General features: G+C 59.1%; 20 protein-coding genes and 1 pseudogene. 11 read left to right on the plus strand and 10 right to left on the minus strand.

The genetic code is table 11. The annotated features are described in order from the left end of the window. Window positions 1-589: 589 nt before the first annotated feature. Window positions 590-1,936: an OprD family porin gene (locus J0G10_RS24305; RefSeq protein WP_150774433.1), complete on the plus strand. Its 1,347-nt coding sequence runs from the start codon at window positions 590-592 to the stop codon at window positions 1,934-1,936. 119 nt (window positions 1,937-2,055) lie between these two features. Here the strand turns inward: J0G10_RS24305 and J0G10_RS24310 are convergent, their stop codons facing one another. Further along, on the minus strand, window positions 2,056-2,898 hold the full coding sequence (locus tag J0G10_RS24310) for a mechanosensitive ion channel family protein (RefSeq protein ID WP_034153426.1): 843 nt from the start codon (window positions 2,896-2,898) through the stop codon (window positions 2,056-2,058). A gap of 139 nt (window positions 2,899-3,037) precedes the next feature. Further along, window positions 3,038-3,523: a YajQ family cyclic di-GMP-binding protein gene (locus J0G10_RS24315; RefSeq protein ID WP_007912755.1), complete on the minus strand. Its 486-nt coding sequence runs from the start codon at window positions 3,521-3,523 to the stop codon at window positions 3,038-3,040. Between the two features lie 140 nt (window positions 3,524-3,663). Between J0G10_RS24315 and J0G10_RS24320 the strand changes: the two genes are divergently transcribed. The 3 genes from J0G10_RS24320 to J0G10_RS24330 are packed head-to-tail and all read left to right on the plus strand — an operon-like array spanning window position 3,664 to window position 7,251. Continuing rightward, the gene (locus J0G10_RS24320) at window positions 3,664-4,581 is read left to right on the plus strand and encodes a putative 2-dehydropantoate 2-reductase (protein ID WP_220556902.1); all 918 of its coding nucleotides are present in this window, start codon (window positions 3,664-3,666) and stop codon (window positions 4,579-4,581) included. A 45-nt stretch (window positions 4,582-4,626) separates the two neighbouring features. After that, window positions 4,627-6,663 (plus strand): sensor histidine kinase, encoded by a 2,037-nt coding sequence (locus tag J0G10_RS24325; protein WP_220556903.1) that lies wholly within the window; start codon window positions 4,627-4,629, stop codon window positions 6,661-6,663. A 3-nt stretch (window positions 6,664-6,666) separates the two neighbouring features. Beyond that, entirely contained in the window at window positions 6,667-7,251 is a 585-nt protein-coding gene (locus J0G10_RS24330; RefSeq protein ID WP_220556904.1) for a cob(I)yrinic acid a,c-diamide adenosyltransferase, read from the plus strand. Between the two features lie 120 nt (window positions 7,252-7,371). Here J0G10_RS24330 and J0G10_RS24335 read toward each other — a convergent pair whose 3' ends face one another. The 4 genes from J0G10_RS24335 to secA all read right to left on the minus strand — a co-directional run bounded on the left by J0G10_RS24335 (window position 7,372) and on the right by secA (window position 13,183). Continuing rightward, entirely contained in the window at window positions 7,372-8,319 is a 948-nt protein-coding gene (locus tag J0G10_RS24335; RefSeq protein WP_220556905.1) for a Nudix family hydrolase, read from the minus strand. Further along, window positions 8,316-8,948: a glutathione S-transferase family protein gene (locus J0G10_RS24340; protein ID WP_095048221.1), complete on the minus strand. Its 633-nt coding sequence runs from the start codon at window positions 8,946-8,948 to the stop codon at window positions 8,316-8,318. Before J0G10_RS24340 ends, J0G10_RS24335 begins: the two co-directional genes overlap by 4 nt. Window positions 8,949-9,107: 159 nt before the next feature. Next, entirely contained in the window at window positions 9,108-10,325 is a 1,218-nt protein-coding gene (argJ, locus tag J0G10_RS24345) for a bifunctional glutamate N-acetyltransferase/amino-acid acetyltransferase ArgJ (RefSeq protein ID WP_095048222.1), read from the minus strand. A 122-nt stretch (window positions 10,326-10,447) separates the two neighbouring features. Then, window positions 10,448-13,183, minus strand: coding sequence for a preprotein translocase subunit SecA (gene secA / locus J0G10_RS24350; RefSeq protein WP_095048223.1), 2,736 nt, complete (start codon window positions 13,181-13,183; stop codon window positions 10,448-10,450). Between the two features lie 308 nt (window positions 13,184-13,491). Between secA and J0G10_RS24355 the strand changes: the two genes are divergently transcribed. Next, window positions 13,492-13,947, plus strand: a complete 456-nt coding sequence (locus tag J0G10_RS24355) for a DUF721 domain-containing protein (protein ID WP_016983197.1) — start codon at window positions 13,492-13,494, stop codon at window positions 13,945-13,947. A gap of 124 nt (window positions 13,948-14,071) precedes the next feature. Here the strand turns inward: J0G10_RS24355 and J0G10_RS24360 are convergent, their stop codons facing one another. Further along, complete coding sequence (locus J0G10_RS24360; protein WP_095126207.1) at window positions 14,072-15,559, minus strand: helicase HerA-like domain-containing protein; 1,488 nt, start codon at window positions 15,557-15,559, stop codon at window positions 14,072-14,074. A 190-nt stretch (window positions 15,560-15,749) separates the two neighbouring features. On the opposite strand from J0G10_RS24360, the pseudogene J0G10_RS30400 reads away from it, so the two are divergent. The 5 genes and pseudogenes from J0G10_RS30400 to J0G10_RS24380 form a co-directional block, all read left to right on the plus strand. Then, window positions 15,750-16,781 (plus strand): annotated as a pseudogene (locus J0G10_RS30400) (HAMP domain-containing protein); the annotation flags it as partial. A 93-nt stretch (window positions 16,782-16,874) separates the two neighbouring features. Beyond that, complete coding sequence (locus tag J0G10_RS30405) at window positions 16,875-17,639, plus strand: methyl-accepting chemotaxis protein (RefSeq protein ID WP_371043227.1); 765 nt, start codon at window positions 16,875-16,877, stop codon at window positions 17,637-17,639. Window positions 17,640-18,030: 391 nt separating this feature from the next. Further along, entirely contained in the window at window positions 18,031-19,122 is a 1,092-nt protein-coding gene (locus J0G10_RS24370; protein ID WP_176471328.1) for a glycosyltransferase family 4 protein, read from the plus strand. Beyond that, a complete protein-coding gene (locus tag J0G10_RS24375; protein ID WP_095126196.1) occupies window positions 19,115-19,891 on the plus strand; it encodes a DUF2334 domain-containing protein in 777 nt (258 codons plus the stop codon). The genes J0G10_RS24370 and J0G10_RS24375 overlap by 8 nt, the downstream gene beginning before the upstream one ends. Continuing rightward, the gene (locus tag J0G10_RS24380) at window positions 19,888-20,883 is read left to right on the plus strand and encodes a lysylphosphatidylglycerol synthase transmembrane domain-containing protein (RefSeq protein ID WP_095048226.1); all 996 of its coding nucleotides are present in this window, start codon (window positions 19,888-19,890) and stop codon (window positions 20,881-20,883) included. The genes J0G10_RS24375 and J0G10_RS24380 overlap by 4 nt, the downstream gene beginning before the upstream one ends. 48 nt (window positions 20,884-20,931) lie before the next feature. Here J0G10_RS24380 and J0G10_RS24385 read toward each other — a convergent pair whose 3' ends face one another. Continuing rightward, window positions 20,932-21,108, minus strand: coding sequence for a hypothetical protein (locus J0G10_RS24385; protein ID WP_220556906.1), 177 nt, complete (start codon window positions 21,106-21,108; stop codon window positions 20,932-20,934). Window positions 21,109-21,192: 84 nt separating this feature from the next. Beyond that, complete coding sequence (purU, locus tag J0G10_RS24390) at window positions 21,193-22,041, minus strand: formyltetrahydrofolate deformylase (RefSeq protein ID WP_007912774.1); 849 nt, start codon at window positions 22,039-22,041, stop codon at window positions 21,193-21,195. Window positions 22,042-22,377: 336 nt separating this feature from the next. Between purU and mvaT the strand changes: the two genes are divergently transcribed. Continuing rightward, entirely contained in the window at window positions 22,378-22,755 is a 378-nt protein-coding gene (mvaT, locus tag J0G10_RS24395) for a histone-like nucleoid-structuring protein MvaT (protein ID WP_007912775.1), read from the plus strand. 96 nt (window positions 22,756-22,851) lie between these two features. Here the strand turns inward: mvaT and sbcB are convergent, their stop codons facing one another. Continuing rightward, a complete protein-coding gene (gene sbcB / locus J0G10_RS24400; RefSeq protein WP_095048227.1) occupies window positions 22,852-24,282 on the minus strand; it encodes an exodeoxyribonuclease I in 1,431 nt (476 codons plus the stop codon). Window positions 24,283-24,451: the final 169 nt, after the last annotated feature.

Genomic DNA, 24,451 nt, shown 5'->3' on the forward strand with positions numbered 1-24,451 from the left:
TCTACGCTCACTGCGTCGGGCATCCGCCAAATACTCACTGGCGGGGTGAACCGGTAACGTTTTTGGATGTCACGCGCGTTTCTCGGCGTGACAACACCATAGGAGGAATGGCGTCAAGCAATGAAAAAATCAGGCTTGAAGCCCAGCTTTCACGAGGTTTTCACAAACGCAGGCGGGTGTTCAGAAAAATAACCGCAGCGAAATTGCGGTTTGTGCACGCTTGTTGCATTCGTACCCATATGGACTATAAGCGCACCACTGGAAGTGGATGCCTTAAGCCCCATAAGAACAGTGGCAGGGTTGCCCGATGGAGATTCAAGTGTTTTGCCAGGGACTCTTTTTTACCGATGCAAAAAGGCCCATAAACAGCGAGAAAGTTGTCAGTCCGGCTGCGTCGGTACTGTGAATTTGCGACATCCACCACGTCATTTGCGACACCGTCGTAAAGAAGCTGAAAGGTTGGAATAGCAAGTATCGCCAACATTGTCGGCGTGATATAAGTTTGCGCCGACACAAAAAGAAAGAGCCGCCCAGATAATAAAACAGGTGGGACGGCAGTACTCTTCTAAAACCAAAGGAGCAAATCACGATGCGCGTGATGAAGTGGAGCATGATCGCACTGGCAGTTGCTGCAGCAGCCAGTACTCAAGTGGCAACGGCCGCCCCGTTTGTAAGTGACCAGGCTGAAGCCAAAGGTTTTGTTGAAGACGCGAAGTTTGATGTGTTGCTGCGCAACTATTACTTCAACCGAGACAGAAAAGCCGGATCAAACGATCAGCGAGACTGGACTCAAGGTTTCCTGAGCAACTTCAGCTCCGGTTACACCCAAGGTACCGTCGGCGTGGGTGTTGATGCGTTCGGCTACCTGGGCATCAAACTGGATGGTGGCGATGGCACCACAGGTTCGGGCAACACCAGCCTCGACTCCCAAGGTCATGCCAACGACTCCCTCGGTAAAGCAGGCGCAGCGATCAAGGCCCGCATCTCCAAGACCGAGCTGAAATTCGGCGAGTTCCAGCCAAGCACCGCTCCAGTCTTCGCCGTTGGCGGCTCCCGTCTGATTCCTCAGACCGCAACCGGTTTCCAACTGCAAAGCAGCGAAATCGACAACCTGGATCTGGAAGCAGGCCACTTCTACTCGGCCTCCAGCCAGGACGAGATGAACAGCGATGGTGAGTTGCACTCGCAGTACTCCAGCACCGGTGAAAACCCTGTCACCGGCAAAACCATGGACTTTGCCGGTGGTAAATACGGCATCACCGAGAACCTGAGCGTCTCGCTCTACGGTTCGAAGTTCAAGGATATCTGGAACCAGTACTACAGCAACGTGAACCTCACCACCCCGATCAGTGGTGACACTTCGCTGAACACCGACTTCAATATCTACCGCACCACTGACAGTGGCGATTCCAAAGCCGGTGACATCAGCAACACCACGTTCTCTCTGGCAACTGCGCTCTCGTTCCTGAAAGCACACACCGTGACTCTGGCCTTCCAGAAGGTCAATGGTGATACGCCGTTCGACTACGTCGGCGTGGGTGACAACAACCGTGGTGGCGACTCGATCTTCCTGGCTAACTCCATCCAGTACTCCGACTTCAACGGCCCTAACGAAAAATCTGCACAGATTCGTTACGACCTGAAAATGGCCGAGTACGGCGTTCCGGGCCTGAGCTTCATGACCCGTTACGTAAAAGGTTGGGACATCGACGGCACCAAAATGGACGCCAGCAGCCCATACAACTCTTACGGTTACGGCGAAGATGGCAAGCATCACGAAACCAACCTTGAAGCCAAATACGTAGTTCAGGCCGGCCCTGCCAAAGACCTGTCCTTCCGTATTCGTCAAGCATGGCACCGTGGCAACGCCGACCAGGCTGAAGGCGATATCAACGAGTTCCGCCTGATCGTCGACTACCCACTGTCGATCTTGTAATCGCCAAACACTAGTTTGCGGTAACAACAAAAAGGCCCATCTTGCGATGGGCCTTTTTTATTACCTGGCACTTGCAATAGTTGCCTGACCGACAAGTCAGGCAATTAATTAGCAACCTATCATTGTGTCGCCGATTCCTGCACCACACGAATCACCCGTTGTGGAAAAGGAATATCAATGCCTGCAGTCTTTAAACGGTCACGCGACTGTTCGTTAAACATGAACATCACGTCCCAGTAGTCTGCAGTTTTAACCCACACACGCAGCGAAACAGTGATCGAACTGTCGCCCAAGGTCGAAATCACGGCTTGTGGCGCAGGATCCTGCAACACGCGCTCATCCTTGGCCAGATCCAGCAACACCTGACGGGCCTTTTGCAGATCGGCTTCGTAATCCACGCCCACATCAAACACAACCTTGCGGGTTGGCTGACGGTTGGTGTTGGTGATAATGCCGTTCGACAGATTGCCGTTCGGTACGATGATGGTTTTGTTGTCGCCAGTACGCAGCACCGTGTGGAAAATCTGGATGCTGTCGACCGTACCCGACACGCCTTGCGCTTCGATCCAGTCACCGATACGGAACGGACGGAACAGCAGAATCAGCACGCCGCCGGCGAAGTTCGCCAGGCTGCCCTGCAACGCCAAGCCGATTGCCAGACCGGCCGCACCGATCGCAGCAACGAAGGAGGTAGTTTCAACGCCGATCATCGAAGCGACGCTGACAATCAGCAGCACTTTGAGAATAATGTTCGCCAGGCTGCTGATAAAACCCTGCAGTGCCAGATCGGCATTACGCAAGGCCAGCAAACCGCCAAGCTTTTGCGTGACCTTGTTGATCAGCCACCAGCCGATGGCCAGGGTAATCACGGCCAGCAGCACGCGACTGCCGTACTCCATGATCATCGGGATCCACGCTTGGGATGCCTTGACCAGGTTGTCCACCTCAGCATTCAAATCCATATTCTATCTCCTGATTTCCGGCTTCCCGGGCTGTAAAAAATCAGCGGCAGAAAGACCGAACCCGCTGGGGCTCAATCGTTTCTGCCGTTGCTTGGGCCTCGGACGCTGAAAACGCCGAGAGGTTCCCCGACCGGAAAGTTTAGTCGCGGAAGTTGTTGAACTGCAGGGGCATGCCGAATTCCTTGGCCCGCAGGGCCGCGATGGCCTCTTGCAGGTCATCACGCTTCTTGCCGGTCACGCGTACCTGCTCGCCTTGAATGGCGGCCTGCACTTTCAGTTTGGCGTCCTTGATGTGGCCGACGATTTTCTTCGCCAGTTCCTTGTCGATGCCTTCCTTAAGTACCGCGTCCTGCTTCATCAGCTTGCCCGATGCGTAGGCGTCTTTGACTTCAAGGCACTGCACATCGATCTTGCGTTTGACCAGCGCCAGCTTGAGGATTTCGATCATCGCTTCCAGCTGGAATCCGGCTTCAGCGGTCAGGCTGACGGTGAGGTCCTTTTCCTTGAACTCGAAGCTGCCTTTGCCTTTCAGGTCATAACGACGATCGAGTTCCTTCACGGCGTTCTCGACCGCGTTGGTGAGTTCGTGTTTGTCCAGTTCGGATACCACGTCGAACGACGGCATGTAATCTCTCCAATAAAAAGGCGCGCTCGATGTGGATGGAGCGCGCTTGGCTTGCGGTTAAAATCGGGCTCATTATAACGGGTCTTTTCCCACCGACACGGCGAGCCGCACATGCCTGTACGCAATCGAGCAAAAAACTGATGGCCACCCCCTGGCATATTCTCGGCGCTGGCAGTCTCGGCACACTGTGGGCCACACGTCTGGCTCGCGCCGGCCTGCCGGTCAGACTGATCGTGCGCGATGCCGAACGCTTGCAAAGCTATCAGGCTGCGGGCGGCTTGACGCTGGTGGAGCAAGGTGTGGCGAGCAGCTATGCGGTTCCCGGCGAAACACCCGACAGTCCCGAGCCGATCCGCCGTTTGCTGGTGGCCTGCAAAGCCTACGACGCCGAAAACGCCGTCGCCCGCCTCGCCCCACGACTGACAGCGGACGCCGAACTGATCCTTCTGCAAAACGGCCTCGGCAGTCAGGACGCCGTCGCCAACCGTGTGCCAATGGCACGCTGCATCAGCGCTTCAAGCACCGAGGGTGCCTTTCGCGATGGCGACTGGCGTGTGGTGTTCGCCGGTCACGGATTCACTTGGCTGGGCGACGCTGGCCATCCGGTCGCACCGATCTGGCTGGACGATCTGGACGCGGCAAAGATCCCCCACGAATGGAGCACCGATATCCTTACGCGGTTGTGGCGCAAACTGGCGCTCAACTGCGCGATCAATCCGCTGACCGTGCTGCACCATTGCCGCAACGGTGGCTTGCAGGAGCACCATTGCGAAGTCGCCACCCTGTGCGCCGAACTCGCCGAATTGCTCGAGCGCTGCGGCCAACCCGCCGCCGCCGACAACCTGCAACAGGAAGTCGAACGGGTGATCCACGCTACGGCTGCCAACTACTCGTCGATGTTTCAGGACGTCGCCAACCAGCGCCGCACCGAAATCAGCTATCTGTTGGGCCACGCCTGCAAAGTCGCCACGCGCCACCAGTTGAACCTGCCGCACCTCAATCGATTGCAGCAACGACTGGTCGCTCATCTGCACAGCCTTGGATTGCCCAGCGACTGAGCAGCGGCTACGCTGGCCACTTGTTCCTTTGTTGCGATAAACCTGATGCCATTGCGCCAGCGTCTCGAAAACCTGCCGGTCGGCCAGAAACTGCTGGCCGCCCTGCTGGTGCTGTTGACCACTGTCCTGCTGGTCGCCAACCTGACCTTTATCAGCGCCGCCTATTACATCTCCCAGGAAAGCATGGCACCGCAGGCCTTGCAGACCATCGGCCGGCTGATTTCCAACCCGAGCCTGGTCAGCGAAGCCCTGCAATCACCGCAAAGCGCCGAGCGTCTGCTCAAAGAACTCGACAGTTACTCACCGCTGCGCGCCGCCGCCCTTTATGACGGCAAGGGCGAACGGCTGGCGCAAGTCCAGCGCGGCGAAAAACTCAGCCTGCCGGAACGCTATCGGCACATCGAAGCGTGGCAACTGACCGAGTTTCGCAGCAACCAGTTGATCACCCTGCCCCGCCCCGGCACCGCGCCGGGCCATCTGTTGCTGGTGGCCAGCAGCGAGCTGCCGATGGCGTTCTACACCGGCACGCTGACCGCGAGCCTCGGTATCCTGATTTTCAGCGTGTTGTTGTGGCTGGTGATTGCCCGACAGATCAAACGCCTGATCACCCGGCCGATTCATCAGCTTGAGGAATTGTCGCGTCAGGTGACCCGCGAAGAGAACTACGCCCTGCGCGCCTCACGCGGCAACCACGATGAAATCGGCAGTCTGGCCGAGGCGTTCAATACCATGCTGTCGCGCATCGAAGCCCGCGAGCAGCAGCTCAAACGCGCCCGCGATGACTCGCAAGCCGCCTACGATCAGGCGCAGGGGCTGGCCGAAGAAACCCGCCACACCAACCGCAAACTGGAACTCGAAGTCCAGGTGCGCAGCAAGATCGAGAAGAAGCTCACCGGTTTCCAGAACTACCTCAACAGCATCATCGACTCGATGCCTTCGGCGCTGATCGCCCTCGACGAGCAACTTTACGTCACCCAATGGAACCAGGAGGCCAGTGCCCTTTCCGGCACACGTCTGGACGAAGCGCTGAACCAGCCGATCTTTCTCGCCTTCGAACCGCTCAAGCCGTTTCTGCCGCAACTCAAGCAGACCGTCGAACAGCACACCGTAGCGAAAATCGAGCGGGTAACGTGGTTCAAGGATGAAGAACCCAAGCATTACGCGCTGACGTTCTATCCATTGATGGGCGGTGCCGGGCGTGGCGTGGTGATCCGTATCGACGACATCACCCAGCGCCTGTCGCTGGAAGAAATGATGGTGCAGTCAGAGAAAATGCTCTCGGTCGGTGGCCTCGCCGCCGGCATGGCCCACGAGATCAACAACCCGCTGGGCGCGATCCTGCATAACGTGCAAAACATCCGGCGACGCCTGTCCGCCGATCTGCCGAAGAACCTCGAAACCGCCGAACAACTGGGCATCGAGCTGGACACGGTGAATCGCTACCTGCAAGGCCGCGAAGTGCCGCAATTGCTCGATGGCATTCAACAGGCCGGCGCTCGGGCAGCGAAAATCGTCACGCACATGCTCAGCTTCAGCCGTCGCAGCACCCGACAAATGGCGCCGTGCGATCTGCCGGCGCTGATCGATCAAGCCGTGGAAATCGCAGGCAATGACTTCGACCTGGCCATCGGTTTCGACTTCAAGGGCCAGGCGATCATCCGGCAGTTCGATCCGGCACTCGGCCCGGTGCCGGGCACCGCCAACGAACTCGAGCAAGTACTGCTCAACCTGTTGAAAAATGCCGCGCAAGCCATTCACCAGCGTGAAGACGATAGCGAGCCGGGGCGGATCATCCTGCGCACCAAGCTCAATCCGCCATGGGCTGAAATCCAGGTCGAAGACAACGGCATCGGCATGAGCGAGAACGTGCGCAAACGCACCTTCGAGCCGTTCTTCACCACCAAGGAAATCGGTCAGGGCACCGGGCTTGGCTTGTCGGTGTCGTATTTCATCATTACCAACAATCACAAAGGGCAGATGGAGGTGCAGTCAGCACCGGGCCAGGGCACGTGTTTCACCCTGCGCCTGCCGTTGACGCAACCGCTGCCCATCGCTGCCGAAACCAATCAATTATCGAGGTAATCCATGGGCTTTCGCCTGTCGAAAATCTACACCCGCACCGGCGACAAAGGCGAAACCGGCCTGGGCGATGGCCGCCGCGTGCCCAAGGATCACCCGCGCATCGAGGCGATTGGCGAAGTCGATACGCTGAACAGTCAGGTCGGCGTGTTGCTGGCCGGGTTGATTGCCGAGCGCGAGGCGTGTCCGCGGCTGGATGAACTGATTGAAGTGTTGGCGCCTTGTCAGCATCGCTTGTTTGATCTCGGTGGCGAGCTGGCCATGCCGGCGTATCAGGCGCTGAATACGGCGGAAATCGAACGACTGGAAGCAGCGATCGATGTGTGGAACGAGGAATTGGGGCCGCTGGAGAATTTCATTCTGCCAGGCGGTTCGATGTTGATTGCCCAGGCGCATGTTTGTCGCAGCCTGGCGAGGAGTGCCGAGCGGCGCTGTCAGCATTTGAATGCGATTGAGCCGTTGGCCGGGGTCGGGCTGGCGTATATCAATCGGTTGTCGGATTTGCTGTTTGTCGCGGCGCGGTTGATTGCGCGGCGGCAGGGGGTTGCGGAGATTCTTTGGCAGCCGGCCCCAAAACCGACAGAGATGTAGCGCCTGACCGGCCGCCATCGCTGGCAAGCCAGCTCCCACAGGTTTCGAGTTGTACACAACATTTGTGAACAACACAAAACCTTGTGGGAGCTGGCTTGCCAGCGATGAGGTCAGCAGCCTTTACAGAGAGTCAGGCCAGAACGCGCGAATCCCCGCCACGCCTTGTGCACCAACGCCCCAGGCTTTTTCGCGCTCGGCCGGGCCAACCCCGCCCAACAGAAACACCGGCTTGCTGAAGCCTTCGATCAACGCCTCAGCCTGCTCCCAGCCCAACGGCTGTGCATCCGGGTGGGTCAAGGTCGGCTGCACTGGCGACAGCGTGACGAAATCCACGCCCATCTGCTCGGCCAGCGCCAGTTCTTCAGCGTTGTGGCACGACGCCGCCAACCAGCGCTCCGCCGGTAACGGGCGCCCCGCCGCCGCGTATTTGCGCAGCTGTGCTGAGGTGATGTGCCAACCGGCAGAGGGGAAATCACCGAGCCATTCGAACGGCCCCTTGATCATCAGTTGCGCCTTGCCCGCACACAGCCCGGCCGCATCGACCGCCAGATCGCGATACTTGGGGTCATAGCCGTTCGGTGCGCGCAGCTGGATCAGTTTGATCCCGCCGGCAATCGCCTTCTGGATACCGCGCAGCAACGCCGGCGTTTCCAGGTCCTCCGGCGTAATCAAGTACTCCGCAGGCAAACGCGCGGCGGCAACGATCGGCTGGTTGGCAGCCGGAAACTCGTAGTTCGCCAGTTCTTTCGCAGTGACCCAGGCCAACGGCTGGCCTTCGGCACCGTGAGGTTCGCCGCTGAAGTCCGACACGTCCCAGACATTCAGCAAAACCTGCTTGTCCGGGTAATCGTGACGCACTTTGATCAGCGGTCGAGCGGCGCCAACGACGATGCCCAACTCCTCATGCAACTCACGAGTCAGCGCGGTTTCAACTGTTTCGTCAGCCTCGACCTTGCCGCCGGGGAATTCCCAAAGACCGCCCTGATGTTGCGTGTCGGCGCGGCGGGCGATGAGGATTTTGCCATTGTTGTCACGAATGACCGCAGCGGCGACGTGTACGCGTTTCACGGATTCAACTCCTCCAGTCCAGCCTTCTGCCATGCCTTGAAGGCGGGCCATTGGTAGACGGTTTCAACATAGGCTTCGTCGGCGGCCGGCAGCGTCACCTGATAGGTGCGCAAACGCACGGCAATCGGCGCGAAGAAGGCATCGGCCAGACTCACCCGACCAAACAGGTACGGCCCGCTCTCGGTGGCAGCAGCACGGCACTCGGCCCACAGCGCGAGCATGCGCTCGATGTCGACCTTCACTTCCGGCGGCACCGGGTTCAGAGGCGCGTCATGGTTGAGGTTGAACGGCATGTGATTGCGCATGGCGAAAAAGCCGCTGTGCATTTGGGCGCAGGCGGATCGCGCCTGAGCACGGGCGAATATGTCGCTCGGCCAGAGTTGCTCGGACGGAAACTGCTCGGCGAGGTATTCGGCGATGGCCAATGAATCGGCAATGGTGCCGCGCGCCGTTTGCAGCAGCGGGACTTTAGCGGTCGGCGAATGCTTGAGCAGCAGCGCGCGGGTGTCGGGCTTGCCGAGTTTGATCAGTTCTTCGCTGTAGGGTGCGCCGGTCAGTTCAACGGCCAGGGCGGCGCGTAGGGACCAGGAGGAAAGCAGTTTGTCGCCGATGATCAGGTGCAGGGACATGATGGGGGTGCCTTTCATCAGGAGGGACAGGCCGGAATCTTCGGTACCTGACAGGTCGCCATCGCGAGCAGGCTCACTCCTACAGGGGATTTGTGAATGACACAGATCTCTGTGGGAGCCAGCCTGCTGGCGATGCAGGCGACTCGGTCTCAGGTTAGATCAAGTGCGGTATTCAGCGTTGATCTTCACGTATTCATGCGACAGGTCAGTGGTCCAGATGGTTTCGCTGCAATCGCCGCGACCCAGCTCGATACGGATGGTGATTTCTTCCTGCTGCATCACCGCCGAGCCCTGGGCTTCAGTGTAGGTCGCCGCACGGGCGCCACGGCTGGCAATGCACACGTCGCCGAGGAACACGTCGATCTTGCTCACATCCAGATCCGGCACGCCGGCGCGGCCGACGGCGGCGAGGATACGGCCCCAGTTCGGGTCGGAGGCAAACAGCGCGGTCTTGATCAGCGGCGAGTGCGCCACGGTGTAGCCGACGTCGAGGCATTCCTGATGGTTGCCGCCACCGTTGACTTCAACAGTGACGAACTTGGTCGCGCCTTCGCCGTCACGCACGATGGCCTGGGCCACGTCCATGCACACTTCGAACACCGCTTGCTTCAACTTGGCGAAAAACTCGCCTTCAGCACGGGTGATTTCCGGCAGCGCAGCCTTACCTGTGGCGATCAGCATGCAGCAATCGTTGGTCGAGGTGTCGCCGTCGATGGTGATGCGGTTGAACGACTTGTTGGCGCCGTCGAGCATCAAGTTGTGCAGGACGTCGCGGGAGACTTTGGCGTCGGTGGCGATGTAGCCGAGCATGGTCGCCATGTTCGGACGGATCATGCCCGCGCCTTTGCTGATGCCGGTGACGGTGATGGTCACGCCGTCATGCTCGAACTGGCGGCTGGCGCCCTTCGGCAGGGTGTCAGTGGTCATGATCCCGGTGGCAGCGGCTTCCCAGTTGTTTTCCGACAGATCATCCAGTGCGGCTTGCAGCGCGCCTTCGATCTTCTCGACCGGCAGCGGCTCGCCGATCACACCGGTGGAGTACGGCAGAATCTGGCTGGCATCAACGCCAGTCAGCTCGGCCAGTTTGGCAGTGGTACGTTCAGCGGCGGCCAGGCCAGGCTCGCCGGTACCGGCGTTGGCATTGCCAGTGTTGGTCAGCAAATAACGCACGGCGTTCTGCACGCGTTTTTTCGCCAGGATCACCGGTGCCGCGCAAAACGCGTTCAAGGTGAACACGCCCGCCACGGTCGAGCCTTCGGCGCAGCGCATCACAACGACATCTTTGCGCCCGGGGCGCTTGATGCCGGCCGAGGCGATACCGAGTTCAAAACCGGCAACCGGGTGCAACGTTGGCAAAGGACCAAGACCAACAGCCATGAATGCGCTCCTTACTCAATGATGTCAGCACCGTCACTCGCAGCGACGGTGGTTTAAATGGCAAAACGCCGCGACGGCAGGAGCCGGTCGCGGCGCGGGTATTTCAGCGATTGAAACGGGGTTTACTGGATCTGCCCGTGGCAATGCTTGAATTTCTTGCCCGAACCGCAGTAGCACAGTTCGTTGCGGCCCAGCTTCTGCTCGTTGCGAACCGGCGCGGTGGCGAGGGCCACATCGACCTCTTCACCGAGAACTTCCGGTTGCTCCAGACCTGGGGCCTCGGCGTGTTCGAACTGCATGCGGGCGGCCAGTGCTTCGGCTTCCTGACGCAGACGTTGCTCTTCGGCTTCCGGATCTTCGCGGCGCACCTGAACGTGCGACAGCACACGGATCGAGTCGCGCTTGATCGAGTCGAGCAGTTCGGAGAACAGCGTGAACGACTCGCGCTTGTATTCCTGCTTCGGGTTCTTCTGAGCGTAACCACGCAGGTGGATACCGTGACGCAGGTGATCCATGGTCGACAGGTGGTCTTTCCACAGGTCGTCCAGCACGCGCAGTACGATTTGCTTCTCGAACGAGCGCAGTGCGTCGGCACCGGCCTGGTCTTCTTTCTCGTTGTACGCCGCCATCAGCTCGGTCATGAGCTTCTCGCGCAGGGTTTCTTCGTACAGGTGATCGTCTTCGTCGAGCCACTGCTGGATCGGCAGTGTCACGCCGAAGTCGCTGGCAATCGAAGCTTCCAGACCGGCCACGTCCCACTGCTCAGGCAGCGACTGCGGCGGAATGTGCGCGCTGACGGTAGCGTTGAGCACGTCCTGACGGAAATCGGCGATGGTTTCACCGATGTTGTCGGCGGCCAGCAACGTGTTACGCATGTGATAGATCACTTTACGCTGTTCGTTGTTGACGTCATCGAACTCGAGCAGTTGCTTACGGATATCGAAGTTGCGGCCTTCAACCTTGCGCTGCGCCTTCTCGATCGCGTTGGTCACCATGCGGTGCTCGATCGCTTCGCCCGGCTGCATGCCCAGGGCTTTCATGAAGTTCTTCACTCGATCAGAAGCGAAGATGCGCATCAGGCTGTCTTCCAGCGACAGGTAAAAGCGGCTGGAACCGGCGTCACCCTGACGGCCGGCACGGCCACGCAGCTGGTTGTCGATACGACGGGATTCGTGACGCTCGGAGGCAATCACCTGCAAACCGCCGGATTCCAGCACTTGCTGGTGGCGCTTCTGCCAGTCGGCCTTGATCTGGGCAATCTGCTCAGGGGTCGGGTTTTCCAGCGACGCGACTTCAACTTCCCAGTTACCGCCCAACAGGATGTCGGTACCACGACCGGCCATGTTGGTGGCGATAGTCAGGGCGCCCGGACGACCGGCCTGCGCGATGATCTCGGCTTCTTTTTCGTGGAACTTGGCGTTCAGAACCTTGTGTTCGATGCCTTCCTTCACGAGCAATGCGGACATGTGCTCGGAGGTTTCGATGGTGGCAGTACCCACCAGCACCGGACGACCGGCCGCCATGCTTTCCTTGATGTCCGCAACGATCGCCGCGTATTTCTCTTCGGCGGTCAGGAACACCAGGTCGTTGAAGTCTTTACGCGCCAACGGTTTGTTCGGCGGAATAACCATGACTTCCAGACCATAGATCTGGTGGAATTCGAACGCTTCGGTGTCGGCGGTACCGGTCATGCCGGACAGCTTGGTGTACAGACGGAAGTAGTTCTGGAAGGTGGTCGAGGCCAGAGTCTGGCTCTCGGCCTGAATGTTCAGGCCTTCCTTGGCTTCGATGGCCTGGTGCAGGCCTTCGGACAAACGACGACCCGGCATGGTACGACCGGTGTGTTCGTCGACCAGTACGACCTGACCATCCTGCACGATGTATTCAATGTTGCGATTGAACAGCTTGTGCGCACGCAGACCGGCATACACGTGGGTCAGCAGGCCCAGGTTGTGTGCCGAGTACAGGCTCTCGCCTTCAGCCAGCAGGCCGACGCGGGTGAGCATGTCTTCGATGAACTGGTGACCGGCTTCGTTGAGTTCGACCTGACGGGTCTTCTCGTCAACGGTGTAGTGGCCAGCCTTGGTGACTTCGCCTTCGACTTCTTCAACGTGCAGTTCCAGCTGCGGGATCAGTTTATTGATCTCCATGTACAGCTTGGAGCTGTCCTCGGCCTGACCGGAAATGATCAGCGGGGTACGCGCTTCGTCGATGAGGATGGAGTCGACTTCGTCGATCACGGCAAAGTTGAGTTCGCGCTGGAATTTTTCTTCCATGCTGAACGCCATGTTGTCGCGCAGGTAGTCGAAACCGAATTCGTTGTTGGTGCCGTAGGTGATGTCGGCGGCGTAGGCCAGACGCTTCTCTTCCGGCGGCTGGAACGGCGTCACGACGCCGACGGTCAGGCCGAGGAATTCATACAGCGGGCGCATCCAGTTGGCGTCACGACGCGCCAGGTAGTCGTTCACCGTCACAACGTGCACGCCCTTGCCGGACAGTGCGTTGAGGTAAACACCCAGGGTCGCTACGAGGGTTTTACCCTCACCGGTGCGCATTTCGGCGATCTTGCCTTCGTGCAAGGTCATGCCACCGACGAGCTGTACGTCGAAGTGGCGCATACCCATGATGCGCTTGCCGGCTTCGCGGGCGACCGCAAAGGCTTCTGGCAACAGCTTGTCGAGGGTTTCCCCTTTGGCGATGCGGGCCTTGAACTCAGCGGTCTTGGCGCGCAATTGATCGTCCGAAAGGGCCACCATTTGCTCTTCGAAGGCATTGACGAGCTGCACCGTCTTGAGCATGCGTTTGACTTCACGCTCGTTCTTGCTTCCAAAAAGTTTCTTTAACAAAGGCGCAAACATATCGGCAGGATCTTCCACACTAAAGGGATGGAGGGCGGCCCCGTGAGCGTCGCCCGTGCAGCCCTCATGGCCGCATGCGAACGAGCATTCTACCCGGAAACGGAAGTGAGGAAAGTGGCGATGTTCCACGATGCTGGCACTGCGCTTTGACGGGGCTCACTTAAAATAGGGGCGTTTTGCTCAACTTCAAGTCATACAAGGCAGAAGTTAGTCGTTGATTTAATGGGCAAAGCGAGGGCAAAAGCAATGGGCGAGTGATTTCGGCCTTTCTGCTACCATGGCGTTTCTGTTACTTCAGGTGTTCGATCATGGCATTTCGCCCTCTTACGGCCAGAGCACCCGCCGTTCTCCTGCGCGAAGCCAAGCCGCTCAAAGCCATCCTCGGTCATGCCCAACGACTGGGGCATTTGCAGCGTCTGCTCGAAAGCCAACTGCAACCCGCCGCCCGTGAACATTGCCATGTAGCGTCGTGGCGTGAGGGCAGTCTGTTGCTGATTGTCACCGATGGCCATTGGGCCACACGTCTGCGTTATCAGCAAAAACGCTTGCAGAGGCAGCTGCAGATGTTTGATGAGTTCGCCAGTTTGACGCGGATTCTGTTCAAGGTGCAGCCGCCTACAGTGCAGCGCGGGGCGGCCGGGCACACGATGGATTTGTCCACGGATGCGGCGGCTACGATTCAGGCCACAGCGGACGGGATCACTGATCCGAATCTGCGTGCGGCGCTGGAACGCCTTGCGGCGCACGCCAAAGCCAAGACCTGAGCGCTATCCGAACGTGAATAATTATTTAATGTGGGAGCGAGCCTGCTCGCGAAGAGGTTGTGTCAGATAACATTGAAGTTGAATGACACACCGCTTTCGCGAGCAGGCTCACTCCTACATTAGATCAGCGGCGTTTGCTGCCACCGAGTAAAGAGCCCATCAAGCCGCGCACCAATTGCTTACCGAGGTTATTGGCTGCCTGGCGCATCGCCGACTTAAGCGCCTGCCCGGCTGCCGTCCCGAGAAACTCCCCTGCCCTGTCGGCCAGGCTCGGCTCTTCATCTGCTGGCTTACCCGCTGGCACCTCGGCCTCCGGCGCCAGCCCTTTACGCCCCATCAGAATTTCATACGCCGACTCACGATCGATCGGCTTGTCATAGCGCCCCTTGAACGGCGAACCCGCAATCAACAGCGTGCGCTCGGTTTCCGTCAGCGGCCCGATTCGCGACTGCGGTGGCGCCACCAGCCCGCGCTGAACCATTTCCGGCGTGCCTTTCTCGGTCAGCGTGCCGACCAACGCTTCGCCAATCCCCAACTCGGTCAGCACCGACAAACTGTCAAACGCCGGATTCGGCCGGAAGCCGTCCGCCACCGCGCGCAGGGATTTCTGCTCTTTGGCGGTAAAGGCGCGCAAGCCATGCTGAATGCGCAGGCCGAGCTGCGCCAGCACGTCATCGGGCAAGTCCGCCGGCGACTGCGTGACGAAATACACGCCAACCCCTTTGGAACGGATCAAGCGCACCACTTGTTCGAGCCGCTCCTGCAGTGCCTTGGGTGTGTCGCCAAAGAGCAAATGCGCCTCATCGAAAAACAGCGCCAGCAGCGGTTTGTCGGCATCGCCGCGCTCCGGCAACTGCTCGAACAACTCGGCCAGCAACCACAACAGGAACGTCGCGTAGACCTTCGGCGCCTCGTGCACCAGACGGCTGGCATCGAGCAAATGAATGCGCCCGCGACCATCGGCGGTCGGTTGCAGAATGTCTTCAAGTTGCAGTGCCGGTTCGCCGAACAAGGCTTCGGCGCCCTGCTGCTCAAGGATCGCCAGACGGCGTAGCAGCGCCTGACTGGAACCGGTGGTCATCAGCGCCGCGTCTTCACCCAACAGCTGCGGATTGTCCTTGAGGTGATTGAGCAGCGCTTTCAGATCCTTCAAGTCCAGCAGCAACAGGCCTTCGCGATCGGCGACCTTGAAGGCTGCATATAGCGCCGACTGCTGACTGTCGGTCAGTTCCAGCAAGCTGCCGATCAGCAACGGGCCCATTTCGCTCAACGTGGTGCGCAACGGATGACCGGACTCGCCGTGGATGTCCCACAAGGTCACCGGATAGGCCTGCGGCTTGTGCTTGAGCCACGGCATCCCGGCAATGCGCTCGGCCACCTTGCCCTGCGGATTGCCCGCCGCACCGAGGCCACACAGATCACCCTTGATGTCGGCGGCAAATACCGCGACCCCGGCGTCGCTAAACGCCTCGGCCAAACGCTGCAAAGTGACGGTTTTACCGGTACCGGTGGCGCCCGCGACCAGTCCGTGGCGGTTGGCCAGGCGCATGGCCTGAGCGATCTGTTGGCCTGCGAGATCAGCGCCGATTACGAGTTGCGAGGAGTCAGGCATTTTGTCACCCAATGGTTAATCTTTGATTGCGCATGGCCGATAAAGAGGAGTGAGAGACCCCGACCACAAGTCAGGCCGGACATTTCCCTAAGGAGAGACGGAAATATCAGCTTGTTTTCACCCTTGCCCATTTTGCGCGCTTCTATAAAAGCATGCCCTGGACATTAAGACCTTAGCGGAACCCCAAGCCATGAACAAAAATCTGCGCTTCAGCCATAAAATTTTGCTTGCCGCCGCCCTCATCGTCATCGCCGCCTTCGCCTCGTTTACCTTGTACAACGACTGGTTACAGCGCAATGCGATCCGCGATGACCTGAACAACTATCTCAACGAGATGGGCGAGGTCACTGCCGGCAATATCCAGACCTGGCTCAGCGGCCGCATTCTACTGATCGAGAACGCCGCCCAAAACATCGCCATCAACCCCGAGCCCGCCAACGTCGCCAGTCTGCTGGAACAGAAAAGCCTGACCTCGACGTTCATGGCGACCTATCTGGGCGATGCCACCGGGCACTTCACCATCCGTCCGGACACCAAGATGCCCGACGGTTTCGATCCGCGCGTGCGCCCTTGGTACAAAGGTGCCGAGGGCAGCAGCACCTCGACCCTGACCGAACCGTACATCGACGCTGCTACCGGCCAGTTGATCATTTCCATCGCCACTGCCTCGAAAAAGGCCGGCCAGAGCGTGGGTGTGGTTGGCGGCGACCTGAGCCTGCAATCGCTGGTCGACACCCTCGCCGCCCGGGACTTCGACGGCATGGGCTATGTGTTCCTGGTCAGCGCCGACGGCAAGATCCTCGTGCACCCGGACAAGGCCTTGGTGATGAAATCACTGAAAGAAGCCTATCCACAGGACACCCCGCGCATCAGCAGCGACTTCAGCGAAGTCACCGTCGATGGCAAGACCCGCATCGTCACCTTCGCGCCGATCAAAGGCCTGCCGTCGGTGAACTGGTACATCGGCCTGTCGGTGGACAAGGATCAGGCCTTTGCGATGCTCAGCGAATTCCGCACCTCGGCAGTGATCGCGACCGTGATTGCCGTGGCAATCATCATTGCCCTGCTCGGTATGCTGATCCGCCTGCTGATCCAGCCGCTGCACGTGATGACCCGCGCCATGGAAGACATCGCCGATGGCGAAGGCGACCTGACCAAACGCCTGACCATCGTCAATAACGATGAATTTGGCGTGCTCGGTACCGCATTCAACCGTTTCGTCGAGCGTATTCACGGCTCGATCCGCGAAGTGTCGTCGGCCACCGGCCAGGTTAACGAAGTCGCCCTGCGCGTGGTCGCGGCATCGAACTCATCGATGTACAACTCTGACCAACAAGCCTCACGCACCAGCAGTGTCGCCGCGGCGATCAACCAACTCGGCGCCGCGGCGCAGGAAATCGCCCGCAACGCCGCCCAGGCTTCGAATCAGGCCAGCGACGCGCGCGGTCTGGCTGAAGACGGCCAGCAAGTGGTGGATCGCAGCATCAAGGCGATGAATCAACTGTCGAGCATGCTCAGCGCGTCGAGCAGCAACATCGAGTCGCTGAATAGCAAAACCGTGAACATCGGCCAGATTCTCGAAGTGATCACCAGCATTTCCCAACAGACCAACCTCTTGGCGCTCAACGCGGCCATTGAAGCGGCACGTGCCGGTGAAGCCGGCCGGGGCTTTGCCGTGGTGGCGGATGAAGTGCGCAATCTGGCGCACCGCACCCAGGAATCGGCGCAACAGGTGCAGACCATGATCGAGGAACTGCAAGTCGGCGCCCGTGAATCGGTGAGCACCATGAGCGACAGCCAGCGTCACAGCCAGGACAGCGTCGAGATTGCCAACCTTGCCGGGGAGCGCTTGAACAGCGTGACCCAGCGCATTGGCGAGATCGACGGGATGAACCAGTCGGTGGCCACCGCGACCGAAGAGCAGACGGCTGTGGTGGAGTCGATCAACGTCGACATCACCGAGATCAACACGCTGAACCAGGAAGGCGTGGAGAACTTGCAGGCGACGTTGCGCGCGTGTTCGGACCTGGAGCAGCAGGCTTCGCGTCTGAAACAACTGGTTGGCAGTTTCCGCATCTGAAGATCAAGAGCCTTACCCCCTCACCCCAGCACTCTCCCCCAGGGGGGGCGAGGGGGAAAGGGAGCAGATCTTCATGTTCCTCAAAACCTGAGTTCGACTGAAGACTTTCCGGTCGATGCATAAAACCCAAACATCTCGGTCAGTCCCTCTCCCTCAAAATGGTGTGGGGAAAGGGAGCCGATCTTCGTGCTGTTCAAAACCTGAGTTCGACTCAGGTCTCTCAAGTCGGCGTACCTCCAACATCCACCTCGGTCAATCCCCTCTCCCTCTGGGAGAGGGTTAGGGTGAGGGGGCCGCGCAATCCCGACCGAACATCTATTCTTGATAAAGGTCAACCAAGGGAGAACCACGCAACGGAGGGTTGATCACCGTGCATATCGCCGACATCACCATGTTCTACGCCCCGGCCAGCGGCGGCGTGCGTACTTATCTGGATGCCAAACACCGCCGGCTCGGAGTCAAATCCGGTACCCGCCACAGCCTGCTGATTCCCGGTGCGCACTTCGGCGAACACGACGGCGTTTACACGGTTCCCGCCCCCGCCCTGCCCTTCGGCAAAGGCTATCGATTCCCCCTTCGCCTCGCGCCATGGCGAAATGTCCTGCAGGATTTACAGCCCGATCTGATCGAAGTCGGCGACCCTTATCTGACCGCCTGGGCCGCCCTTGATGCGCGACGACAGCTGGATGTGCCGGTAATCGGTTTCTATCACTCGGATCTGCCCTTGCTGATCGGCAATCGCATGGGCCATTGGGTCACACCGAATATCGAGGCGTATGTCACCAGGCTTTACGGCAACTTCGATCGGGTTTTGGCGCCCAGTCAGATCATGGCCGACAAGCTCAGCGGCCTCGGTGTACGCAATGTGTTCGTGCAACCGCTGGGCGTCGACCTGCAAACCTTTCACCCCAAAGCCCGCGACCCGCAACTGCGTGCAGAACTGGGCATCGCCGAAGACACCCGGCTGCTGATTTTTGCCGGACGCGGCTCGAAAGAGAAAAACCTGCCGGTATTGCTCAAATGCATGCAACGCCTCGGCCCGCGCTATCACCTGCTACTGGTCGGTTCGTCGATGCCCACCGCTGTGCCGGAAAACGTCAGTGTGATCGACGAATTCTGCCCCGCGCCACGCGTCGCGCAGTTGATGGCCAGTGCGGATGCCTTGCTGCATGCCGGCGACCAGGAAACCTTCGGCCTGGTGATCCTCGAAGCCATGGCCTGCGGCATTCCCGTGGTGGCCGTGGCCGCCGGAGCTTTCGAAGAGATCGTCACTGATTCCTGCGGCCTCCTGTGCGCACCGAACAACCCGCAAGCGATGGCCAATGCCGTGCGGGAACTGTTCAGTCGCGGCTGTAGCAAACTTGGCACACAGGCGCGCCAGCATGTCGAAACCCGCTATGCGTGGGATACGGTGGTCGACAGTTTGTTGGGCCACTATCACGCCGTACTCGGACATACGCTGCCCAAGGTGGCCAATGCTTGAATCGATGAACAACCGCGCCGTGTTGCTGGTGCTGCACGACGTCGCTCCGTCGACGTGGGCGGATTACCAGCCGTTTGTCGAGGCCGTCGACGCCTTGGGCAACGTGCCGATGACGTGGCTGGTCGTTCCGAATTTCCACCGGCACAATGTCCTCGACGATCACCCGGCATTTTGCCGACGGCTCGATGAGCGCGTCGCCCGTGGCGATGAGTTGGCGTTGCATGGTTATTTCCACGATGACCAGGAGCCCGGCCCGACGACGCCGCACGACTGGTTCATGCGCCGCGTTTACACCCATGAGGGGGAGTTTTACCGTTTGTCTCGTGAAACCGCCCTCGCTCGCCTGCGCACCGGCATCGAAGTCTTCCAGCGCCACGACTGGCCACTGCACGGTTTCGTTGCCCCGGCGTGGTTGATGAGCGACGGCACCCGCCAGGCCCTGCGCGAGCTGCCCCTGCGCTACACCAGCGATCCGCAGCATCTGTATCGGTTGCCGGATTTCACCGCGATCGATGCGCCGGGTCTGGTCTGGAGCGCTCGCAGCGCCTGGCGAAGGGGTCTGTCGAAGATTGTCAGCGAGCAGCGTCAACAGCGTTGGCGTCGGGCGTCGGTGATTCGTCTAGGCTTGCATCCCGTGGACATGCGCCACGGCTTTTCCCGTGATTACTGGCTGCACACCCTCGAACGACTACTGAGCGAAGGACGCGTACCGATGACCAAAATCCACTGGCTCGCCCAACAGCGCGGTCAACTGGGAAGCGCCGCATGAGTCGCGGCATTCTCTTGCTGATCGGCCTGCTCGCGGCGGTGCTGATTCCGGTTGTGCTGGGTGGCGGCGACACCTGGGCGCGGCTGCAGAGTTTCCCGTTGCACTGGCTGTTGATCATGTTCGGCATGATCCTGCTTTGCTGGGGCATCAATACCTTGCGTCTGCGCCTGCTACTCGGCGATCAACGCGAGCGCGTCACGCCGCTGCAAAGCCTTGGTGTAGTGATGGCCGCCGAATTCGCCTACTGCGCGACTCCCGGTGGCAGCGGCGGGCCGTTGACGATCATGGCCCTGTTGGCCCGATCGGGCGTGCGGCCGGCGCGGGGCAGCGCGGTGTTTGCCATGGATCAGCTCAGCGATTTGCTGTTCTTTCTCTGCGCCCTCAGCGGCATTTTGATTTATGCGCTGTTCCAGCACCTCAGCGATCGCCTCGAGTGGTTGCTGATCGTCAGTGCGATTTCGCTGTTCGGCGGTTTGTTCAGTTGTGTGCTGGTCGCGCGCTATCACCGCACCTTGATCCGCCTGAGCGGTCGCCTGTTGGCAAGGATGAACGTCAAGGCCAGTACCCGCCGCCGCTGGGCGCGCAAGTTGCTGCATTTTCTCGCGGCGTTTACCGATACGTTGAAGCTGCCCTGGCAAACTTTGATCAAAGTATTCGCCCTGACCTGTGTGCATTGGTTGCTGCGCTACAGCGTGCTGTATCTGGCGCTACGCGGGCTGGGCGCGGACTTGCAGTGGGCGTGGAGTTTTCTGGTGCAGATGCTTTCACTGGGCGCCGGGCAATTCAGCCTGCTGCCGGGCGGCGCGGGGGCGGCGGAGTTGACGTCGGCAGCATTGCTGGCGCCGATGGTGGGGAAATCCACCGCAGCGGCGGCGATTCTGATTTGGCGGGTGGTGACGTATTACTTTTATCTGCTGGTCGGGGGGCCGGTGTTTTTGTTGATGCTGGGCCGACCGCTGTTGAGGAAACTGATGAAGGTGGGGCAGGCTTGATCGTCCGGTCGCGGCCCGAGCCTTTGGCTGCGCCTGCATGATCGCGCTTCAGCCATCGTCCTTGTTGTCGTCGGACTTCTCTTGCAATTGTTCCCACAACTCCGCAGCGCCGGGAAACTCGGTGCCATCCTCCGGGCTCATGTCCTCGGGATCATATCGACTCAAACACCCTTCGCCCAACGTCGCCGGCGCTTTGGAAGTGGCTTTGTCCAGTGGATCGGCCATGGCTTATCCTCACTGCTGAAATGAAAAAGGGTCTGGACGATTGAACGCCCAGACCCTTGGTTTTTCAAGCCCGTGGGGTTGAGATCAGAACACCACAGTCTTGTTGCCGTGCACCAGCACGCGGTCTTCGAGGTGATAACGCAGGCCACGAGCCAGCACCATTTTCTCGACATCACGACCGAAACGCACCATGTCTTCGATACTGTCACTGTGGCTGACACGCACCACGTCCTGCTCGATGATCGGGCCGGCGTCCAGCTCTTCGGTCACGTAGTGACAGGTCGCGCCGATCAGCTTCACGCCACGCAGCGACGCTTGGTGATACGGCTTGGCACCAACGAACGACGGCAGGAAGCTGTGGTGAATGTTGATGACCTTGTGCGCGTATTCGCGGCACATGTCTGGCGGCAGGATCTGCATGTAACGCGCCAGGACCACCACTTCGGCATCGTGCTGTTTGACCAGACGCGACACTTCGTCGAATGCCGGTTGCTTGTCCTGCGGATTGACCGGGACGTGGTAATAAGGGATGCCGTGCCACTCGACCATGCTGCGCAGGTCGTCGTGGTTGGAAATCACGCAGGAGATTTCGCAGTCCAGTTCATCGCTGTGCCAGCGGTGCAGCAAGTCCGCGAGGCAGTGCGATTCGCGGCTGGCCATCAGCACAACGCGTTTTTTCTGCTCGGTGTCGGTGATGCGCCAGTCCATCGAGAACTCTTCGGCGATCGGCGCAAACTTCTCGCGCAGCACTTCAATACCGAAAGGCAGCGAATCGGCACGAATTTCGTGACGCATGAAGAACCAGCCCACCTGGTTGTCCGAGTGGTGGCTCGCTTCGGTGATCCAGCCGTTGTGGGCTGCCAGAAAATTACTGACTTTGGCAACAATGCCAACGCGGTCCGGGCAAGATATCACCAGCCGAAAAGTGCGCATGAGGGGGAAACTCCAGAACTTCGCAAAGGCCGCCATTCTAGCGGCTGCGCAGGAAAACTGCAGTATTGATCAGCAACGGGAGGCGCCAGGCTCAGTGCTACGGATTCTTGATGAGTAGCCGACAGACTGGTGCTGATCCTGCGGGATCGCTTGATCAGACAACTGTGAATATCTGTGATGACTCGATCACACTATTTAACTGAATATTCAATAGAGAGCAGTTTCTCGTAACTAATTTAAATAAAAACCCTGGTTAAATGTTTACTTGATGAAACAGCCTGACTATTATTGCGGCACTGTCCCCCTGCCATCCCGCACTCTACTAAGGTAGTAATCATGTCCTTGATCAACGAATATCGCGCCACCGAAGAAGCCATCAAAGAGCTGCAAGCCCGTTTGAAGAACCTGTCCCAAGACGACAAACTGCAAGCCGAGCTGGAATTCGAAGGCAAACTGCGCACCCTGATGGGCGAATACTCCAAATCCCTGCGTGACATCATCGCGCTGCTGGATCCGGAAGCTAAAACCAAAGCAGTACGCGGCGGCGCAGTAAAAACTACCGGCACCAAGCGTGCTCGCAAAGTTAAACAATACAAAAACCCGCACAACGGCGAAGTCATCGAAACCAAAGGTGGCAACCACAAAACTCTGAAAGAGTGGAAAGCCAAGTGGGGCGGTGACGTGGTTGAAGGCTGGGCTACCCTGCTGGGCTAAGCCGCAACGTCTTCGCAGAGCGATCCGCGAAAAACAAACGCCAGCGAATGCTGGCGTTTTTTTATGCCCGGGATTTAAGCCCGGTCATGTTCGAATTCAAAGATTCAAACGTTTGCGCAATGCCTGGACATAATTCTGCCATTCATTGAGCACCTCACTCTGCATCGGCGTGGCATTAATCGACCATTGCTCGGCCGCCTCGCTAAAAGATTTCAAGGTATTCGGTGCGCCGCACTCAGGCGTGGACAAACGCTGCTGACAAAATATTCTCCAGCGTTCTTGCTCTTCGAAATTCAACGTCTCGGGAAAGTTGCGTGCGCGATATCGAAAAAGTAATTCAGGCAAACGTTCGTCATCGAAAGGCCATTGCTCTTGCGCTAGTTGTGCCGGGTCAGCGCTCCTCACTTGCTCACATAGACGTCGGTCACGGTCACCGATAAATCCGTCGTACAACTGTTGTTCCGGATCCTCGCTCGGAATGAAATCTTCGCTGACATAAATCTCTGCAACTTTATCTTTCCAAACTTGCTGTGCGTCAGTTAGCCGCAGTGCTCGCTGTTGATAAAGCGCCATGTCCAGCCCCAGACGTTGCTGATCCTGCGCGCGCAAAACCGCAAGCGGCGCCACCACCGGACAACGGTTGATGTGAATCAGCTTGAGCGGCACCGGCAATTCGCCTTCCAGCAAATCATCACGACGCGTGTACAAACGCTGGCGCAGGGTCTGCGCGTCCAGATCGAGCAAACCCTGCGGGTCGAGGTGCAGATCGCAGACGATCAAGGCGTTACGGTTTTTTGGATGCCAGGCTAATGGCAGCACCACACCGACATAACTGCGCGCGGCCGAGAAACGCCCGGAAATATGCACCAGTGGCTGCAGCAGACGAATCTGATCCATGACCTTTTGCTTGCTACGCAACTGGAACAGCCAGTCATAGAGTTTTGGCTGTTTCTCGCGGATCAACCGTGCCAGTGCAATGGTCGCGCGCACATCCGACAACGCTTCGTGGGCATGCCCGTGATCGATATTGTTCGCGGCGGTCAGGCGTTCTAGCTTGAGCGTCACCCGACCTTCGTCATCGGTCGGCCAGACCAGGCCGTCAGGACGCAGCGCATAAGCAGCGCGCACCACATCGATCAGATCCCAGCGACTGTTACCGCCCTGCCACTCCCGGGCGTACGGGTCGAAAAAGTTGCGATACAGGCTGTAACGGGTCATCTCGTCGTCGAAACGCAGGGTGTTGTAACCCGCGCCACAGGTGCCGGGGGCCGCCAGTTGGGCATGCACCCGCGTCATGAAATCAGCCTCGCTCAAGCCTTTTTCGGCCAACTGGCTCGGGGTGATGCCGGTAATCGCGCAGGCCGCCGGATGCGGCAGGATGTCTTCGCTGGGCTGGCAATAGAGGTTGACCGGCTCGTCGATCTCGTTGAGCGCATGGTCGGTGCGAATTCCGGCCACTTGCAGTGGGCGGTCGTTTCGCGGATTGATGCCAGTGGTTTCGTAGTCGTACCAGAAGATTGAAGTCACGGGCGGTTCCTGAACAGAAGATCGGCAAAGTCTAGGCGCTCGACCGCGCTCGCGGCCAGCCTCGTGTCATTCAAACACTTCGTACTTCACGATGTGCAATACATAGTTATGTCGTTTTCCCCCGAGAGGCTGCTAGCATCGACCTCACTTGCACCCCGAACAGGCGAAC

It is taken from the genome of Pseudomonas germanica (genome assembly GCF_019614655.1).
Classification (GTDB): Bacteria; Pseudomonadota; Gammaproteobacteria; order Pseudomonadales; family Pseudomonadaceae; genus Aquipseudomonas; species Aquipseudomonas neuropathica.

Excerpts from the sequence above, each read along its gene's own strand:
- J0G10_RS30405 (WP_371043227.1), top strand. The coding sequence starts at position 16,875 with ATGTACAACTCTGACCAACAAGCCTCACGCACCAGCAGTGTCGCCGCG.
- J0G10_RS24360 (WP_095126207.1), bottom strand. The coding sequence starts at position 15,559 with ATGCCTGACTCCTCGCAACTCGTAATCGGCGCTGATCTCGCAGGCCAA.
- purU (WP_007912774.1), bottom strand. The coding sequence starts at position 22,041 with ATGCGCACTTTTCGGCTGGTGATATCTTGCCCGGACCGCGTTGGCATT.
- J0G10_RS24385 (WP_220556906.1), bottom strand. The coding sequence starts at position 21,108 with ATGGCCGATCCACTGGACAAAGCCACTTCCAAAGCGCCGGCGACGTTG.
- J0G10_RS24305 (WP_150774433.1), top strand. The coding sequence starts at position 590 with ATGCGCGTGATGAAGTGGAGCATGATCGCACTGGCAGTTGCTGCAGCA.
- J0G10_RS24355 (WP_016983197.1), top strand. The coding sequence starts at position 13,492 with ATGGCATTTCGCCCTCTTACGGCCAGAGCACCCGCCGTTCTCCTGCGC.
- J0G10_RS24330 (WP_220556904.1), top strand. The coding sequence starts at position 6,667 with ATGGGCTTTCGCCTGTCGAAAATCTACACCCGCACCGGCGACAAAGGC.
- J0G10_RS24370 (WP_176471328.1), top strand. The coding sequence starts at position 18,031 with ATGTTCTACGCCCCGGCCAGCGGCGGCGTGCGTACTTATCTGGATGCC.
- J0G10_RS24315 (WP_007912755.1), bottom strand. The coding sequence starts at position 3,523 with ATGCCGTCGTTCGACGTGGTATCCGAACTGGACAAACACGAACTCACC.
- secA (WP_095048223.1), bottom strand. The coding sequence starts at position 13,183 with ATGTTTGCGCCTTTGTTAAAGAAACTTTTTGGAAGCAAGAACGAGCGT.
- J0G10_RS24340 (WP_095048221.1), bottom strand. The coding sequence starts at position 8,948 with ATGTCCCTGCACCTGATCATCGGCGACAAACTGCTTTCCTCCTGGTCC.
- argJ (WP_095048222.1), bottom strand. The coding sequence starts at position 10,325 with ATGGCTGTTGGTCTTGGTCCTTTGCCAACGTTGCACCCGGTTGCCGGT.
- J0G10_RS24325 (WP_220556903.1), top strand. The coding sequence starts at position 4,627 with ATGCCATTGCGCCAGCGTCTCGAAAACCTGCCGGTCGGCCAGAAACTG.
- mvaT (WP_007912775.1), top strand. The coding sequence starts at position 22,378 with ATGTCCTTGATCAACGAATATCGCGCCACCGAAGAAGCCATCAAAGAG.
- J0G10_RS24310 (WP_034153426.1), bottom strand. The coding sequence starts at position 2,898 with ATGGATTTGAATGCTGAGGTGGACAACCTGGTCAAGGCATCCCAAGCG.
- J0G10_RS24375 (WP_095126196.1), top strand. The coding sequence starts at position 19,115 with ATGCTTGAATCGATGAACAACCGCGCCGTGTTGCTGGTGCTGCACGAC.
- J0G10_RS24320 (WP_220556902.1), top strand. The coding sequence starts at position 3,664 with ATGGCCACCCCCTGGCATATTCTCGGCGCTGGCAGTCTCGGCACACTG.
- J0G10_RS24380 (WP_095048226.1), top strand. The coding sequence starts at position 19,888 with ATGAGTCGCGGCATTCTCTTGCTGATCGGCCTGCTCGCGGCGGTGCTG.